14 protein-coding genes are annotated in these 15,420 nt (G+C 55.5%); 3 read left to right on the forward strand and 11 right to left on the reverse strand.

Annotation, left to right across the window (positions count from 1 at the left end; genetic code table 11):
• The 6 genes from ACOTTU_RS17575 to ACOTTU_RS17600 are packed head-to-tail and all read right to left on the reverse strand — an operon-like array spanning position 1 to position 5,584.
• Entirely contained in the window at positions 1–813 is an 813-nt protein-coding gene (locus ACOTTU_RS17575; protein WP_425659939.1) for a phosphodiesterase, read from the reverse strand.
• Positions 810–1,844 carry an ABC transporter ATP-binding protein gene (locus tag ACOTTU_RS17580; RefSeq protein WP_425659940.1) on the reverse strand — a complete coding sequence of 345 codons (1,035 nt, stop codon included), beginning with the start codon at positions 1,842–1,844 and terminating at the stop codon, positions 810–812. Before ACOTTU_RS17580 ends, ACOTTU_RS17575 begins: the two co-directional genes overlap by 4 nt.
• Positions 1,841–2,632 carry an ABC transporter permease gene (locus tag ACOTTU_RS17585; RefSeq protein WP_425659941.1) on the reverse strand — a complete coding sequence of 264 codons (792 nt, stop codon included), beginning with the start codon at positions 2,630–2,632 and terminating at the stop codon, positions 1,841–1,843. Before ACOTTU_RS17585 ends, ACOTTU_RS17580 begins: the two co-directional genes overlap by 4 nt.
• A gap of 1 nt (position 2,633) precedes the next feature.
• Positions 2,634–3,437 carry an ABC transporter permease gene (locus ACOTTU_RS17590; protein ID WP_425659942.1) on the reverse strand — a complete coding sequence of 268 codons (804 nt, stop codon included), beginning with the start codon at positions 3,435–3,437 and terminating at the stop codon, positions 2,634–2,636.
• A 51-nt stretch (positions 3,438–3,488) separates the two neighbouring features.
• Positions 3,489–4,484, reverse strand: a complete 996-nt coding sequence (locus ACOTTU_RS17595) for an ABC transporter substrate-binding protein (protein ID WP_425659943.1) — start codon at positions 4,482–4,484, stop codon at positions 3,489–3,491.
• Positions 4,481–5,584 (reverse strand): LacI family DNA-binding transcriptional regulator, encoded by a 1,104-nt coding sequence (locus ACOTTU_RS17600; protein WP_425659944.1) that lies wholly within the window; start codon positions 5,582–5,584, stop codon positions 4,481–4,483. Before ACOTTU_RS17600 ends, ACOTTU_RS17595 begins: the two co-directional genes overlap by 4 nt.
• Positions 5,585–5,691: 107 nt before the next feature.
• Here ACOTTU_RS17600 and ACOTTU_RS17605 point away from each other — a divergent pair, with 107 nt between their 5' ends.
• Complete coding sequence (locus tag ACOTTU_RS17605) at positions 5,692–5,871, forward strand: hypothetical protein (protein WP_425659945.1); 180 nt, start codon at positions 5,692–5,694, stop codon at positions 5,869–5,871.
• Here the strand turns inward: ACOTTU_RS17605 and ACOTTU_RS17610 are convergent.
• Both ACOTTU_RS17610 and ACOTTU_RS17615 read right to left on the reverse strand, forming a co-directional pair.
• The gene (locus ACOTTU_RS17610) at positions 5,868–6,692 is read right to left on the reverse strand and encodes a helix-turn-helix domain-containing protein (protein WP_425659946.1); all 825 of its coding nucleotides are present in this window, start codon (positions 6,690–6,692) and stop codon (positions 5,868–5,870) included. The two genes, ACOTTU_RS17605 and ACOTTU_RS17610, sit on opposite strands and share 4 nt — an antisense overlap.
• A 514-nt stretch (positions 6,693–7,206) precedes the next feature.
• Complete coding sequence (locus tag ACOTTU_RS17615; RefSeq protein ID WP_425659947.1) at positions 7,207–9,450, reverse strand: molybdopterin-dependent oxidoreductase; 2,244 nt, start codon at positions 9,448–9,450, stop codon at positions 7,207–7,209.
• A gap of 287 nt (positions 9,451–9,737) precedes the next feature.
• Between ACOTTU_RS17615 and ACOTTU_RS17620 the strand changes: the two genes are divergently transcribed.
• Positions 9,738–10,544, forward strand: coding sequence for an aminoglycoside 6-adenylyltransferase (locus ACOTTU_RS17620; protein WP_425659948.1), 807 nt, complete (start codon positions 9,738–9,740; stop codon positions 10,542–10,544).
• Positions 10,545–10,613: 69 nt separating this feature from the next.
• Here the strand turns inward: ACOTTU_RS17620 and ACOTTU_RS17625 are convergent, their stop codons facing one another.
• The 3 genes from ACOTTU_RS17625 to ACOTTU_RS17635 form a co-directional block, all read right to left on the reverse strand.
• Positions 10,614–11,765 carry an amidohydrolase gene (locus ACOTTU_RS17625; protein ID WP_425659949.1) on the reverse strand — a complete coding sequence of 384 codons (1,152 nt, stop codon included), beginning with the start codon at positions 11,763–11,765 and terminating at the stop codon, positions 10,614–10,616.
• Positions 11,766–11,894: 129 nt separating this feature from the next.
• On the reverse strand, positions 11,895–13,184 hold the full coding sequence (locus ACOTTU_RS17630) for a PQQ-dependent sugar dehydrogenase (protein WP_425659950.1): 1,290 nt from the start codon (positions 13,182–13,184) through the stop codon (positions 11,895–11,897).
• Between the two features lie 196 nt (positions 13,185–13,380).
• A complete protein-coding gene (locus ACOTTU_RS17635) occupies positions 13,381–14,079 on the reverse strand; it encodes an autoinducer binding domain-containing protein (RefSeq protein WP_425659951.1) in 699 nt (232 codons plus the stop codon).
• A gap of 100 nt (positions 14,080–14,179) precedes the next feature.
• Here ACOTTU_RS17635 and ACOTTU_RS17640 point away from each other — a divergent pair, with 100 nt between their 5' ends.
• Positions 14,180–15,409: an ABC transporter substrate-binding protein gene (locus tag ACOTTU_RS17640; protein WP_425659952.1), complete on the forward strand. Its 1,230-nt coding sequence runs from the start codon at positions 14,180–14,182 to the stop codon at positions 15,407–15,409.
• Positions 15,410–15,420 lie beyond the last annotated feature (11 nt).

Here is a 15,420-nt window from a genome sequence, read left to right on the forward strand (position 1 = left end):
TCAGCCTCGATCAGGGTAGAAGAGCCAGGGGCCGTCAAATTGGCCTATGGGAATATTGTGGCTGATCAACCCGCTGCGGGTCTCATGCAACAGAAACGCACCCGGCTCCCTGGTCAGACAGTTGGGGGCATCCGGTCGCAGATCCATGGTGACGGCATGAGATGTGCCGGGCGCAATCTGACAGATAACGTTCCCGAAAAGTGAGACGATGTTGCGATGAACATGGCCGCAGATGAGGCGAAGCTCTCCGCGGTAGGCAGAGAGAATCTCACCCAAATCTGAGCTATCTCGAAGGTTTTGAATGTCCATCTTATGTTTGCCAGTCGGAAACGGCGGGTGGTGCATCGCGACAAGTACGGTTTTCGAGGCCATGGCGTCGAGCGATTCCTTTAAAAACGCCAGCGTCCGTGCGCTCAAATGCCCATGCGATTGACCTGCAACGGAGCTATCGAGACCAATGAGCGCGAGGTTGGAAAATTCCTGCACCCAGTTTATCGGGCCCGATTTTGGCATCCAGGTTTGATCGCCAAAGGACGTCCGCATCGCGTCGATATTGTCATGGTTGCCGGGGATCACACGGTAAGGGACTTCAAGCGGTGCCATCAGGTCGCGAAATCTCTGGTACTCCTCTGCAGACCCGAAATCGGTTAGATCACCGGTGACAATCGCCATATCAATGGGGCCAATCCGTGGCAGCATGCGATTGATGGTCCCGACACATTCCGCGAGGGGAGGGGCCGTATCCACACGGTCATACGCCAGTTGACCATGGGGCACGATATGTGGATCGGAAATCTGGATGATCTTTGTCATAGGTGCGCTCCGGATCGGGGCAGCAATAACAATGTGCTGGGCTTGATCGAAACGTGAACCGCTTCTCCGACCTTTGGTGCCGTCTGACCGGGAAAGATTGAGGTCAACAGCCCCGGAATAATCCCCTTGATTGCGACCCGGTAGTGGGTGCCGAGAAACGTGACACTCTCAACCTGCCCACGCAACGGGCCGGACGAATTGATCAACACGTCTTCTGCACGAACGTAGACATCATGTCCGGTGCCATCGCGCTCAAGGCTCAAGCTGCCGCCTTGCAATTTCATCGTGCTTTTATCGACTTGGCCTTCCAAGTGCATCGCGTTACCGACGAACCCCGCGACGAATGACGTTTTGGGATTACGATAAAGTTCTTCTGGCGTACCGCTCTGGGCGATGCGTCCTTGCGACATGACTGCCACGCGATCGGCGATTGCCATGGCTTCATCCTGATCGTGCGTGACAAAGATCGCGGTGATCTCAAATTTTCGCAGCAGGATTGCCAGCTCATCGCGCAGCGCCTCGCGCAAGGCGGCATCAAGCGCAGACAAGGGTTCATCCAACAAAAGGAGTCTCGGGCGTGGCGCAATTGCTCGGGCCAGCGCGACCCGCTGTCTCTGACCACCGGAAAGCGCGGTTATGGCGCGGTGGGCGAAGTCTTCCAACTGGCACATTTCCAGCACTTCACTCACCCGCGCATCGATTTCGGATCTGGAAAGTTTCTGCATTTTCAGCCCGTAGCCGATGTTGGCGCGCACGGACATGTTTGGAAAAAGCGCATAGGATTGAAACACCATGCCAACGTTGCGCCGTTCAACCGGCAGCGCGGTAACATTGTCGCTGTCGAACCAGATTTCTCCTCCTGGATCGGGTGTTTCCAGTCCTGCGATAATCCGCAGCAACGTGGTTTTCCCACACCCCGATGGCCCCAGGAGCGACACCACCTCCCCGGAGGCGACTTCCAGTTCCGTGGGCAGGAGCGCTCTGGTGCCATCCGGGTAGGTTTTGGCGGTGTTTGTCAGGCGAAGGGTCATTGAGCGATCCTTTGAGCACGTGCAGACGCCCATTGCATGGCCATCAGCAGTGGCACAATCAGCACGAAGAAAACGAGCGTATAGGCGGAAGCAACTTCCAGGCGCATGGAGGCATAGCTATCGGCCAAACCCACAGGCAGGGTTTTGAGGTAAGGTGTGTGAAGCATCCATGTGAGGTTGAATTCGCCGATCGACAGCGTGACCACTGTCAGGGCACCAGCCAGAATGCCGGGCATGGCATTGGGGACGACGATATCGCGGAAGCGCTGCCAGGGAGAGGCCCCAAGGGAGGCCGCGCCTTCTTCCAGCGTTTTTAGATCAATGGCTGCAAGCACGGCGAGAATTGACCGTACCATAAAGGGAAGCGTGTACAGCACGTGCCCAACCAGAATAAACGTCCACGAAGCACGAAATCCCTTCATGGAGCCATAGAGCTGTAACAGTGCGAGGGCCAGCGCCAGACCCGGGACCGCAAGGGGCAGGGAAATGAACTCTTCCAGCACGCGCGACAGCCAGCCGGGATGCCGGGCGAGACCATAGGCTGCGGGCAACCCGATGATCAGAGTAGAGATCAGGCAGGCAAAGGCAATCCAGAGCGATAGGAAAATGCTGTCAGCGTATAGTTCCCAGACCTGGTAAACCCATTTGAAGGTGAGCCCGGAGGAGATGCCTTGAAAATAGTTTGCGGTAACGCCCGCGAGGACGGACATGATTGTGGGGATCAACAGGAATGCGCAGGCCATCAGCGTGACGGATAATTGCAGGAGCTTTGTTTTCGAGCGGAACATATCAGCCTCCTGCAGCGACGGTTGTGCCGGAAAGGCTGCGGGCGATCAGCAACAAGATCCAGGTGACAATCCCCAACACGATCGACAGGGCCGAGGCCATGGCAATATTGGCGGAAAGGGTGAATTCCGTGTAGATTACCATTGGCAAGACATCGATGTTTGTGGCGAGCGTAAAGGCGGTGCCAAAGGCTCCCATTGCGGTGGCGAAGGCAATTGCTCCTGCGGCAATCAGTGACGGCATAAGGCCCGGCATGATCACATCAATCACAACCCGGTACGGCGAGGCTCCCAACGTGCGCGCCGCCTCCTCGAGTGCCGGGTCGAGCTTCTCCGCGGCGGCCATCACAGTCAGCAGAACCCGCGGAATTGAGAAATACAGGTACCCCAGGAAGAGGCCGACCACCGAATAAGCAAAGACCACATGGCCGGGTGTGATTTGATTGATGAGCCCCTGCCGCCCGCCCAGAAGAATGATCAGAAATCCGATCACAACGCCGGGGAAGGCAAGCGGCAGCGTCATGATCGACAGCAACATCCCACGACCCCGAAACTGGTTGCGCGACAAAAACATCCCCGCCGTTGTGGAGATCGCAAGCGCCGTAAATGTTGTCGCAAGGGACACAAGCACGGTCAAAACCAGCGTTTCCAGGTAGCGTGGTTTGCGCAGGATGTCCAAGTAGATGGCCCAACCTGCTTCGCCTTCGCCCGACGCGAGGAACAGGCGCACAAGCGGCAGCGCCAGGAACGCCAGTGAAAAGATCAGCAATGGCGTCAGGCACGCCAGAACAAAATGTCGGTTTGTCATCGGTATGTGCAAGGGCCGGGATATTGCCCGACCCTTCCTTCTGAGAGGTGATTACTTGACTTCAGACAGATACCGTTCGCCAAATCCGGCTTGGGCCTTTTCCATCTTTGCATAATCCACGGCCACAGCGCGTTCATAGTCGCTGGCGGGCAGAAATTTCTCGGCAACTTCTGCGGGCAACTCTACCGGACGCGCAGGTTGAAGATAAGCATTGGTCCAGATGGATTGGCCCTTGTCCGACAAGATGAAATCCAGAACACGTTTTCCAAGTTCCGGGTTCGGGCCATTGTTGACCAGGCTCATTACATAGGGCACGCGCACCGATCCTTCGCAAGGCAGCACGAATTCGAAATTGCCGTCTTCTTCGTATTTCCCGCGATAAGCGTTGAAGTCATAATCAAAGAGGATCGGAATTTCGCCGGAGACAACCCGGGCATAGGAAGTTTGTTTTGGCACGATGGGTGCGTTTTCTGCCAATTCGTTGAAGTACTTGATGGCTGGATCAAAGTTATCGAGATCACCGCCAAAGGCCATATTGACAGCTACGGCCCCGGCATAACCAACAAAGGCCGAGGAGGGATCAAGATATCCGACCATGCCGCGATACTCGGGTTTCGTCAGATCGCCAAAACACTGCGGCACCTCCGCGCCGCCTAATGCATCGACATTCACGAAAAACCCCAATGTCCCGTAATGAATGGCGAACCATTTCCCGTCGGGATCCTTCAGACCTTCGGGTATTTCGTCAAAGCCAGCAGGTTTGTAGGCCGTTGCAACAGCTTCGTTGCCCGCTTTAATCCCGGTGGTCACGCCATAGTAAGCGACATCCGCAACCGGGTTGTTCTTTTCGGCCAGGAGCTGACTGAGTGTCTGACCTGAATTTTTGTTGTCATGGGGCATCTGCACGTCGATTTCTTTGTCGATTGCTTCCAGCATCGACGCCCAATCGGCCCATTGTGGCGGGCAATTATAGCAGACCGCATCAGCGGCGAGCGCCGGTGACGTTATCGTCATTGTCATAAAGGCGGCAGCGAGTTTATATCTCATGTTGATCTCTCCGGTTGGATTTCAGCGTTCTTCTGGGTTGGATTGTTTGACGGCGAAGAGGTTGCAGCCTTTTCGTCGTCAGTTCTTTCTGCGCCCGGAGGCGCAAGACTGCCTCCGCCGCGGAAACTAAAGGATTGTTCTGGGTCTGGTTGGGTGGGCTTCGATGTGCCGTTGATGATCGAAAGAACGGTTCCTGCCGCGCCGCTACCCATCATTTTCGGATCGGTCACAATGGTCGCAAGGCTTGGTTCCACCATGGTGCCAACGTCGATTCCGTCAAAACCGACGATCGACAAATCTGAAGGGACCTTCAGCCCTAGTTTCCGCGCACTTCTGATCGTTGCCAGAGCTAGAAAATCATTGGATACAAAAATCCCGGTGAGGGTTGGGTTTTCTGTCAAAAACCCTTGCAAAAGCTCCGTCAGGTTCTGGCTGTCTTCGTTGATTTCTAACAGTGCCGGTTTTTGCATTTTGCAAATTGCACACCCCTCGACGAAGCCCTCGTATCTTTGTCGCGCCCGGTCTGATGTTTTAAACTTAAGGGCGAGAAAGCCGACATGTTTATGGCCCGCGTTATGAAAGGCGTCTGCGACTGATTTGGCGGCAGAGCGATCGTCGACCGACCAGCTTTCTTCGTTTCCTGGCGGCATATTGAACAAGAGACAATGAGGGACTTCACGACGCTGAATTGATTTTAATCCCTCGCTTGAAAGCGCATCGCTGACAGTCAAAACAAATCCGTCAACTTGTTTTGCCATCAGGGTTCGAATGGCGTTCAGCTCAAGTTCCGCGTTGTAGCTCGTGCAGACAAGCAAGGTCTGGTAGCCCTGCGCTTGAAAGGTCTCTTGTGCGCCTTGCACCGCGTCGGCATAGACTGGATTTGCCAACGAAGGGACTACGCAGCCGATGGTACTTGTCGTACTGCTTTGTAACGACCGTCCAATTTCGCTGAATTCAAATCCGAGCTCATCAGCGGCCGCCAGTACTCTTTTTCGCAGCGCGGCACTGGCGGGGCCGGAGCCATTCAATACCCGGCTTACGGAGGCCACACCGCAACCTGCATGTTGAGCTACGTCCTTTATCGTGGCCGGTTGGCGCACATTACCCCCTTATGGAAACGTTTCCATATTGATATTCGCTAATTCGTCAATAATCAAGCAATGCGACAACCAAGTGACAAGCGTGACGAAAAACAGAGGCTTCGAAGGTGAAGAACGCTCCTTTGCAAATACAAGGTGGTGGGCGCGCGGTTGTTGCATTTGCAAAGATGCCGTGCGGCCATTCAGCCGACAGCGGCGATGCCAGCCGTTCGGTGCTGCCGACCAAACAACAGAATTTCGGCGATGGTTTTCGACAGATTAAAAGGCAACCAACTGCCTATCTCTAAGGTTTGTGGATTTCAGAATAGGCCCTGCGCAACAATGCGCTGCGCCGACCGAAGACTGATTTGGGGATTGCAGAACCGGGCAACTCCCAGACGCCGAAACTGTCGTCGAGACAATGGCTGCCCAAACGAACCATGCCCAGATCCTTGCATATCTGGGCACCGCTCAACGTTACCGATATTGTACCAAGCCCGTGGAGATAGACATCCCGGTTGGCCAGACTTTCCAGAAAATCAACGAATGACGTCAGCAAAAGACTGGCCGCTGCTTCATGGCCAGGTCTGACAATCAGTGCCGGGCAATAGCCGAAATACGAACCTGGCAGAATGGGGCGGCGAAGGGTGTCAACGGAAAGATCTGCTTCGATCAACCTGCCTGCGCGGAAAAGCGCTTCATCTTCAGGAAGCAAAAATGGGAGCGTCCACTTGGCGACCATCTCACCATCGGCCATGATGGCGCCCCAATGTTCCCGAAATGACTCGTAGATTGGCGAGAACACATCGACATTCGGTGCCATTTCATCAGGCAGCGAGCTTAACTCTGCTTCCGCCATGGCAATGGAGGCAAGGCTTGCGTTGCGCCACGATCCGTCAAATATCTCGTCGACCATCGCATTGTCCAACAAACGGTATCTGGCTTGGTTTGGTTGTAGGGATCTGCTCTCCCATTCGCCGCGACAGGCCAATATCTCCTCGCGGGTCCAGTCAAGGCGTTCAGACAGCCGGTGTTCCAAATCTCCCCGGATGAAAGAAACAGAGCGCTCATACTTCCCAATCGCATCGATGCTGACGCCCAGCAATGTCGCTAGCTCTTCTTGTGTCATACGACCGTGCCGCCCGTTGGATGCGCGATATTCTCTTAACTTTCGAGCGAATTGGGACGTGTCACTCTGCATGAAAATCCCACAATCGGTTTCCGGTTCGAACCCTGATCATGACATCTGGTCAAATCCGCTGACAAGAGCCTTACGGGTCACTTACGGGTTTGGCCGGGCGCGCGTTTCACATCTGTTCCGCTGGATAGCTTTTGCGGGGAATGTTTCCTCAGACAACAAGAAGAGTGAGATCAGAGTGATGCGGCGAATTTCGGGCCCACTAAGATGCATAGGGCGAGTGTTTATGATTGTGACCTTTCAAAACCGCAGAATTGATCGGCAGTTTCCACGTGATGACTGGCGACCTCAACGCCTGCCCCGCGAACCTGGCTGGTCGCAACAGCGTAAACGAAACCGGCCGGATATCGGGGGGGTCAGATAGCTGAGTGGCGATTGCTTTTGTGTTGCCAGAATCGGAATGTGCAGGGGGTGAAAGGGCATGGGCATCCGCGTGCTGATAAGCTTATTGGCGGGCAACTTTCACAAGGCAGGAATGCGCAACAGGGCCCTGGGCGAGTTGCGAGGTTCCTTTGTCCAGGGTCAAAACGTTTGGGTTCCCGTTTTGGCATGCCTCGCCGATCGGTTTGAACCATGCCCCGGTGGCAATCTGGATGACACCCCGACGAATGTCCTTGCTGGTACGCAATTCTGCAAGGCAGGTCCCCCGTTCATTGGAGAGGCGCAGGACCTCACCCTCAGCGAGGTTAAGCATGGCGGCGTCCGTTGGGTGCATGGTGACCGGCTCAACGCCCTTTGGTCGATCCGCGCAACTGACGGGGCCATGATCCAGCTGGCTGTGCAACTTATTGCGCGGTTGGTTTGAGATCAGGTGAAATTCGTCGGTGCCGGCGCCGCCGAGCCATTCAGCCGGTTCAAGCCACACCGGGTGCCCTGGACAATCATCATAGGCAAACTCATGTACCGTCTGCGAAAAAAGCTCGATTTTGCCGCTCGGCGTGCGCAATGGGTTTGCTTGTGGATCGGCCCGGAAGGCCTCCATCATGATTGTGGGTTCCTCGGGGGTTGGGAGTTTCACCCAACCCTGACGCTGAAACGTTTCCCAATTGGGGAGTGAAACATCGGCTTTTGCCGCCTGCTGACGGGAGACATCCCATAGCCAGCGCAGCCAGGATTCTGTATTGCGTCCTTCCGTAAAGGCGCGATCCACGCCCATCTCAGCCGCGATCCCCGAGAAGATGTCGTAATCGTCGCGGGCCCGTCCCACAGGTTCAATCGCTGCATCCATCGACACGATGTAGGGATCCTTGGGGGACATGGCGATGTCCGGTCGTTCCAATGTGGTCGTGCAGGGCAGCACAATATCCGCGTGTTTGGCCAATGCATTCCAGCACCATTCGTTAGCGATAATGGTTTCAGGCCGCGCCCAAGCGCGGCGCAATCTGTTCAAATCTTGATGATGGTGGAACGGGTTACCCCCTGCCCACCAGACCAAACGGATGTCGGGGTAGGTGTAGGAAGCGCCGTCATAGGTAAATGTGCCGCCAGGGTTCTCCAACATGTCGGTTAGTCGCGCCACTGGTATGAAATCCTCCACCGGGTTTTGCCCTTGTGGAAAAGACGCATAGTCAATTTCGTATCGGTTCAGGCCGACGTTGTTCATCGCCGAGTATCCGAAGCTGATACCGGCGCCCGGCAGGCCCATCTGACCCAGCATCGCGGCCAGATTGATCGCAGCCCAAAACGGCTGTTCGCCGTGGTCTTGCCGGGTGAGGGCCCAGGCGACGGAAATCATGGTGCGGTGGGTCGCCATACGCCGTGCAAGGGTTTGAATTTCGGAAGCTGGCAAATCGCAGATGCGGGCCGCCCATTCCGCAGACTTCGGGATGCCATCTGTTTCGCCGGTCAGATACGCGGCGAAGCGATCAAAACCTACAGTGTAATGATCGAGGAAGGATTGATCGTGCAGGTTCTGATCAAATATTTCATATGCCAGGCTCAGCATTAGTGCGGCATCGGTCGAAGGTCGCAGCGCCAACCACTGAGCATCCGCGTCATCTATCAGGTCTGATTTTAGTGGCGAGATATTGACGAACTGAACCTTTGCCATCTTTGCCGCGCGCAGACCGGCCATCTGTACATGCGCGCCCAAGCCTCCCTGACTGATCTGGCCGTTTTTCAGAGGGATGCCACCGAAGGCAACGAGCAATTCGCAGTCAGTGGCGATGCTTTCCCAGCTTGTTGTTGTGTCCAGAAATCCTCGGAAGGTACCCAGCACATGCGGCACCACGACTTCTGCGGCGGCAAAGGAGTACGTGTTTTTTGAGCTGGTGAACCCGCCTATGCAGTTGAGAAATCGCTTTAGTTGACTTTGCGCGTGGTGGAACCGCCCGGCACTTGCCCAGCCATAGGAGCCCGCATAAATCGCGTTGTTGCCGTGCTGCTGACGCACGCGATTGAGTTCCGCAGCGACAATCTTGTTAACGTCCTGCCAACTGACTTCAACGAATTCTTCCAGCCCGCGTTTTTGTCCCGCCGTGCCAGGGCCGCCCTCAAGCCAGCTTTTCCGCACCATTGGCGCGGTGATACGGGTCGGACCTTCCAAGACATCGACAATGCCGTGACCGATTGGCGAGGGATCAGGATCATGTTCGAAATTCCGAAGACCGGTGACCTGCCCATCGACGACGTCAACGCTGTAGGTCCCCCAATGACTGGATGTGAGCAGATCGCGGTCGGGGCGATTCATCCTAATCTCCCTGAAACTTTCCGCCCGAAACGGGCCGGTCTGACGATGTTGTCTCGCCGAAGCGGTTCTTTAGTCAAGCAATAGATTTGAATGTCTGGGCAATCGGCATTGAGATCGGTCAGTCTCTTTGGCAAGACCGAGGACTGCTTATGCACGTGAAGGGAGCGAAGGTCAGGAATTGCGGCGGAAAGGTAGCATTCATCCCGGTTCTGTTTTCTATGACCCAAATTGACCGCTCCCCGATCGGTGGTAGGTTTGCGCAAACGATACCAGCAAAGGTGTGACTTATGACCCCCGCGGAAGCGATCCAGACGATTGTCGAGGCAACTGAAAAGGTCGAAGGTATCAGGGCGCTGTTTCTTAGCGGCAGCTACGGGAACGGGATGGCCGATGCCCATAGCGATATTGATCTTGTCATGGTGACCGACGAAGGGGCGACAGACGCTTTCGCGGAAGTTTGGCGTCGCGCTGTTTCAAGAACCGGCGAGATCGTTCTATGGTGGGATCGCACCAACATCCCGGTGCTGATCAACGCAATCACTGACGACTGGATTCGCATCGATCTGATCATACTAAAACCTGACCAGATGGGCGCGCATTCTCAAGACACACTCAAAGTGCTGTTCGATCACGCCGGGATATTTGACGGCTTGCCAAAAACCCTGCCGGACCGAGAACCGGATGCTCGAAAATTCCTCTATCAGGTCGAGGAATTCATCCGGATTCTGGGATTGCTTCATGTCGCGGCGGGCCGCGAAGAATACATCAACGGTGTTTTGGGTGTTTTTCATCTCAGAAACCTTCTCGTGGAACTTCTGATCGAAGAAACTGCGGCGCCAAATCGCGGCGGCATCTTACACCTGAACCGGCTGATTTCCGACGCTCAAAAGGAGTTGCTGACGTCGCTCCCACCGCCGAAGCCCAATCGCCATAGCATGATCGAGACACATTTGGCCTACGCAGAGGCTTATATTCCCCGCGCTCGGAAAAGGGCCGTTGATCTGGGGATCGACTGGCCGGAGAGATTTGAGGCCGCCACATGGAACGTGCTCAAGGAACGGTTGTCGATTGAGCGGCCTTACCAGTTGGAGTGATGAACGCGGCGAGCCTCTTGGCCCATTTGCCGCGGAGAAATCTGTTTGTTCTGTGAGCTTCTGGTATGGTCAGGCGCGCCCCAATAGATCACGGGCGATGCGCTCGAATATGGCAGAGCCTACGGGGATAAGATCATCCGGGAAATCATAGTCCGGGTTGTGCAAAGCGGCGTAGTCTTCGCCCGGCCCCAAGCACAGCATGGCGGCTTTGGCATGCCACCCGAACACGCCAAAATCCTCGGACGCCCGCATTGGCAGATCGGTGTCGTTATTTGCGACACCAATCGCATTCATTGCCGCGATCGCAACATCTGTCGCATCTTTGTTATTGATCGATGCGGCGAAGTCGTCATGCACCGTAAACCCAATCTCCAGACCAGTTTCATTGGCAATTGTCTTGGCAAAATTTCGCGCGGCTTGGTCAAGCGATTCCATTGCCGGGTCCGCTGACGTGCGCAATGTGACAAAAATCACCGCAGCACCGGGCGCGATACCAAAGGTTGGTTCACCGATTTGGACATGGGTCACCGTCACAAGACGGAATTCATCATCAAGAGGGCCACCTTGCCCCAGGTCATCCAGAACCGGGATCAACTGGGCTACGGCACGGGCGGGCGAAATCCCAGCTTCGGGATCAGCGGCGTGCGCTGTCTTTCCCTGTAACTGGATCTTTAACCCGCGAGATGCGCAGTTCATCAAGCCAGCGCGCGTCGATACATGGCCAAAGGGGCGGCCTGGTTCCACATGAACGGCGAAGGCCCAGTCAGCTTGGATCTGCGCATACTCTGGGTCGGCGACCACCGCGCGGGCGCCGCTGCCGTCTTCTTCTGCGGGTTGAAACATCAGTACAACGCGACCCTTGCCGACCGGTTCCCTTGAGATCATGCGACCAAGGGCCAGCAGTTGGATCATATGACCATCATGCCCGCACATATGCGATTTGCCTGCAACTTCCGACTTCCAGGGGATGTCGTTCAACTCCTGAATTGGTAAAGCGTCAAGTTCGGCACGAAACAGAACGGTTGGGCCTTCGATGCCGCTGTCGAAGATTGCGGCCACTCCGTGCCCACCCAATCCGGTTAGAACTTTCGTTGGCGCGAGTGTATCGAGAGCGGCTGCGATGGCCCGTGCTGTTTCCGCTTCTTCCCCGGAGACCTCCGGGTGCCGGTGTAATTGACGGCGAAACGCCGTAAGCTCGATCAAATCTGAATTGGTAAGCACGCGACCATTTCCTTTTTCCTGCGCGATGATCTCGAATTCCACCAGGCTTTGAAACGGACCTCATCGCGAAGGGTCGAGCTTCACGATCCTTTTGGACGGCAATACGAGGGTCGTCCGGGCTCTGTTGGACTATGCTGCGGTCACGCGCCAAATGATGTCTCCGACATCATCCGCCATCAACAACGATTTGCCATCTGCGCCGATCACAACTCCTACGGGGCGACCATAGGCGACCTTTTCGTCATCCGAGAGAAACCCCCAAAGGATGTCCTGCGGCGCACCGTTTGGCTTGCCGTTTTCAAAGGGCACAAAAATCAGTTTGTAGCCGCTCAGCTTTGATCTGTTCCAAGAACCATGTTGTCCGATGACCATGCCGTCTCCGAAACCGGGCAGGGTACCTTCGGGCATCCAGCACAGGCCAAGTGACGCGGTGTGACCGCCCAATGCATATTCCGGTGTAATTGCCTGAGCGACGAGCTCTGCATCTTGAGGTACCCGGTCATCAACGGTGTCGCCCCAGTAAGAGAAAGGCCATCCGTAAAAACCACCGTCCTGAACGGATGTCAGGTAGTCGGGCGGAGTTTCGTCTCCCAGACCGTCACGCTCGTTCACAACGGTCCAAAGCACATTGGTTTGCGGCTCCCACGCCATACCAACGGCGTTGCGTAGGCCAGACGCAAATACACGCGCCTCCTTGCTTGCAACATCAAGCTCCCAGATCGCAGCGCGCCCTTCCTCGACCTCCATTCCCTGGTCGGCAATATTGGTGAGCGAGCCGACGCCGGCGTAAATTTTCTTTTCATCCGCCGAGACAAGAAGACTGCGTGTCCAATGCCCGTGCGGTTTGAAATCGACCAGCTTTTTACCGGGTCCGCTGAGGGATGTGGACCCCGGCACATAGTTGAAAACCTTGATCCCATCCGTATTGCCCAGATAGAAATCGTTTCCGACCAGAGCCATACCAAAGGGCTGGTTTTCATTTTCAACAAAAACCTCCCGGGTTTCGGCGACCCCATCACCGTCGGTGTCGCGCCACAGGCTTACGCGATTGGCGCTGTTCCCAATCGCTTTGACGCGTCGCATGGTCGCTTGCGCTGCATGGTCCATCAGCGTCTTGGGAGGGCCGACCTCCTCTTTCGATTCTGCCACAAGCACATCACCGTTGGGGAGAACCTCGATCCAGCGCGGGTGATCAAGCCCCGAAGCGAAGGCATTCACCTTCAAACCCGGCGCGCAGGAGGGCAGATGGCCTTCTTGCCATCCTTGGGCGACTGGCATTTTCAGGGTCATGATCCCCTGCTTCTTGGCGTCCGGGATATCAGGTGCAGCGCCTACCGCTTGATGGGAAGGGGCCCCCATCTTGCGCATGAATGCCACTGTACCGCCCACAAGGGCGGTGGCTTTTGCAATCAGTTCCATCTTGGGCCTCGGTGTTGTTCGGCACAAACCTAGCGGTGTTTTCGTGGTATCAACAAGCCGATTTGGCATCCGAACCGATAAAGTTTTCGAATTCGGTTGCATTTTCTCTGATCACATAGCGACCGATTGCTTGCTGCGCGCTGGTGCCAAAATCGGACAGCTGTCGGCAATTGATGCAACGCTGTTTCGCCCTTGGTCAAATGATCCCGTTTCGCACCGCGATAATTGCGGCATGAAGTCGGTTGGCGGCGTTCAGTTTGGTTACCGCCTTGTTCAGATGGTAGTTCACCGTAGGTGCCGAGATCAAAACGATCTCAGCAATTTCATCACTGGTTTTGCCATCTGCAGTCCATTTCAGGCAATCGAGTTCACGATCGGTGAGTTCGGCGAGTTGGCTACTGCGCGGCGATGCCGAAAGGACCATTGCCTGATCATGCACTTGCAGCGCGGACATGAGTAATCCGGAACCCTCCGAGCGGATAACGTCCACCAGATGCCTCTCATCTGGATCGGCCATGGTCAAAACCGCCAGATCACCATCCGGCCCCGCAACGGGTATGGAATATCCGGCTGATATTCTGAATGCGCGAGCTTCGTGAAAAACCCGTTTTTGCAACTTTACAAATGGTTTCAAGAACCTGCCTTGGTTCCAGAAGAATGGAAGCCGGGACCCTTTGGATTTCACCGCCACGGGATCGTAATGTTGATAAGATTTACTGACGTAGCGGCTGCTCCATTCGGTTTCGTAGTTGGACAGAAAGCGCGTAGGCTGATTGTGACTGCCCCGAAGCATCAGATAAGAAAAGAAGGTCAGACCAAAACGGGCGCAGTAGTCTTCGATCCTGGCCTCAAGGTCATTGAAGTTTTCGCAATCAGCAAACTCTGAAACCTGCATATCCTTCCCCTTCAAACTATCAAATCTGATAGTGGACATGAGAATGCCCTGCGTGTGCAGATTGCCTCATTCGTGAAAATTCACATTGGGGGTAGTCTAAATGAAACAACACATCGTGTCGATCTGTGCCGCTGGCGGGCTGGTTCTGGCTGCTCCAGCCGTCTGGGCGGAAGTGACGAAAATCGGCCTGCTTGCACCGCTGACAGGGCCCTCCGCAGCTGACGGACAGGAATTCGTCAATGGCGTTAACTGGGCCGTCGACGAGATAAATGAAAAAGGCGGGATCGCTGGGTACACTTTCGAAGTTGTGGTTGCCGATGTCAAAGACGGCTCGGCGGCAAATGTCTCCTCAGCGGCGGAACGGCTTTTGGGCACGGATGGCATTGAGTTCATGCTGACGGGTTACGCATCCCTGTCGCTATTCGAGGTCGATCTGATGGCGGAAGCGGATATGCCGTACATTGCCGCCGGCCCGTCACCGTCCTTTGCCGCCATCACCACTCAGGACATCGATTATTACTGGTGTTGCTGGTCGTACACGGCGTCGTTCAAAGGGTATGAAACGGATGTCAGGTCGGCCATCGAAGCTTTGGCGGACCGGGGCGAGATCACCCTGCGCGACAAATCGGTGGCGATCATTTCTTCTGACAACGCGTATTCCAGAACCATTTCGGAAGGCATGAAGGTCTCCTTTGAAGAGGGCGGCTGGCGCATTGTTGTTGACGAACTGGTGCCTTTCGGCGAAGTCGGAGATTGGCGGGCCGTTCTGGCCAAAGTGCGTGACACGAACCCCGATCTGATCATCAACACGGACTATCTGCCGGGCAATTCGGCGCTGTTTCTCAACCAGTTTCTGGACAGCCCGACAAATTCGCTGGTCTTTTTGCAATATGCGCCGTCGGTGCCGGAGTTTGTGTCCCTGACGGGCGAGAACTCTACGGGCGTTCTTTACAACCTGATCAATGCGCCCCTGAACAGCGACAAATGGCCTCGCGGCAAGGCCTTGATGGCGGAATATGAGGCCCGTTTTGGCGTGGCGTCCGGTGCTTACGGTGTTGGCCTATACGAGATGACCAATTTCTATTTCGAGGCTTTGCAGGCGGTGGGTGATCCCACAGACCGCAAAGCCATCGCCGCAGCCATCGGGCAGATCAAACGCCCGACCGCCGCAGGCAATCTTGAATTTGATCCCGACACCCATGTCGCCCTGCAAAGCAATGACCACGTTCCGGTCTCTTTCTGGCAGATTCAGGATGGTGAACGCGTGCTGTTTGAACCCGACGCCTATGCCAACGGGTCGTTCATGCTGCCGCCCTGGATGTCCAACTGAGCCTTGGATTG

The organism is Roseobacter sp. EG26 (assembly GCF_049830555.1).
Taxonomy (GTDB): Bacteria; Pseudomonadota; Alphaproteobacteria; order Rhodobacterales; family Rhodobacteraceae; genus Roseobacter.

What these genes read in the sequence shown, in the direction of transcription:
- ACOTTU_RS17635 (WP_425659951.1), bottom strand. Translation starts at nt 14,079, where the DNA reads ATGCAGGTTTCAGAGTTTGCTGATTGCGAAAACTTCAATGACCTTGAG.
- ACOTTU_RS17595 (WP_425659943.1), bottom strand. Translation starts at nt 4,484, where the DNA reads ATGAGATATAAACTCGCTGCCGCCTTTATGACAATGACGATAACGTCA.
- ACOTTU_RS17575 (WP_425659939.1), bottom strand. Translation starts at nt 813, where the DNA reads ATGACAAAGATCATCCAGATTTCCGATCCACATATCGTGCCCCATGGT.
- ACOTTU_RS17620 (WP_425659948.1), top strand. Translation starts at nt 9,738, where the DNA reads ATGACCCCCGCGGAAGCGATCCAGACGATTGTCGAGGCAACTGAAAAG.
- ACOTTU_RS17610 (WP_425659946.1), bottom strand. Translation starts at nt 6,692, where the DNA reads ATGACACAAGAAGAGCTAGCGACATTGCTGGGCGTCAGCATCGATGCG.
- ACOTTU_RS17585 (WP_425659941.1), bottom strand. Translation starts at nt 2,632, where the DNA reads ATGTTCCGCTCGAAAACAAAGCTCCTGCAATTATCCGTCACGCTGATG.
- ACOTTU_RS17580 (WP_425659940.1), bottom strand. Translation starts at nt 1,844, where the DNA reads ATGACCCTTCGCCTGACAAACACCGCCAAAACCTACCCGGATGGCACC.
- ACOTTU_RS17590 (WP_425659942.1), bottom strand. Translation starts at nt 3,437, where the DNA reads ATGACAAACCGACATTTTGTTCTGGCGTGCCTGACGCCATTGCTGATC.
- ACOTTU_RS17615 (WP_425659947.1), bottom strand. Translation starts at nt 9,450, where the DNA reads ATGAATCGCCCCGACCGCGATCTGCTCACATCCAGTCATTGGGGGACC.
- ACOTTU_RS17630 (WP_425659950.1), bottom strand. Translation starts at nt 13,184, where the DNA reads ATGGAACTGATTGCAAAAGCCACCGCCCTTGTGGGCGGTACAGTGGCA.
- ACOTTU_RS17640 (WP_425659952.1), top strand. Translation starts at nt 14,180, where the DNA reads ATGAAACAACACATCGTGTCGATCTGTGCCGCTGGCGGGCTGGTTCTG.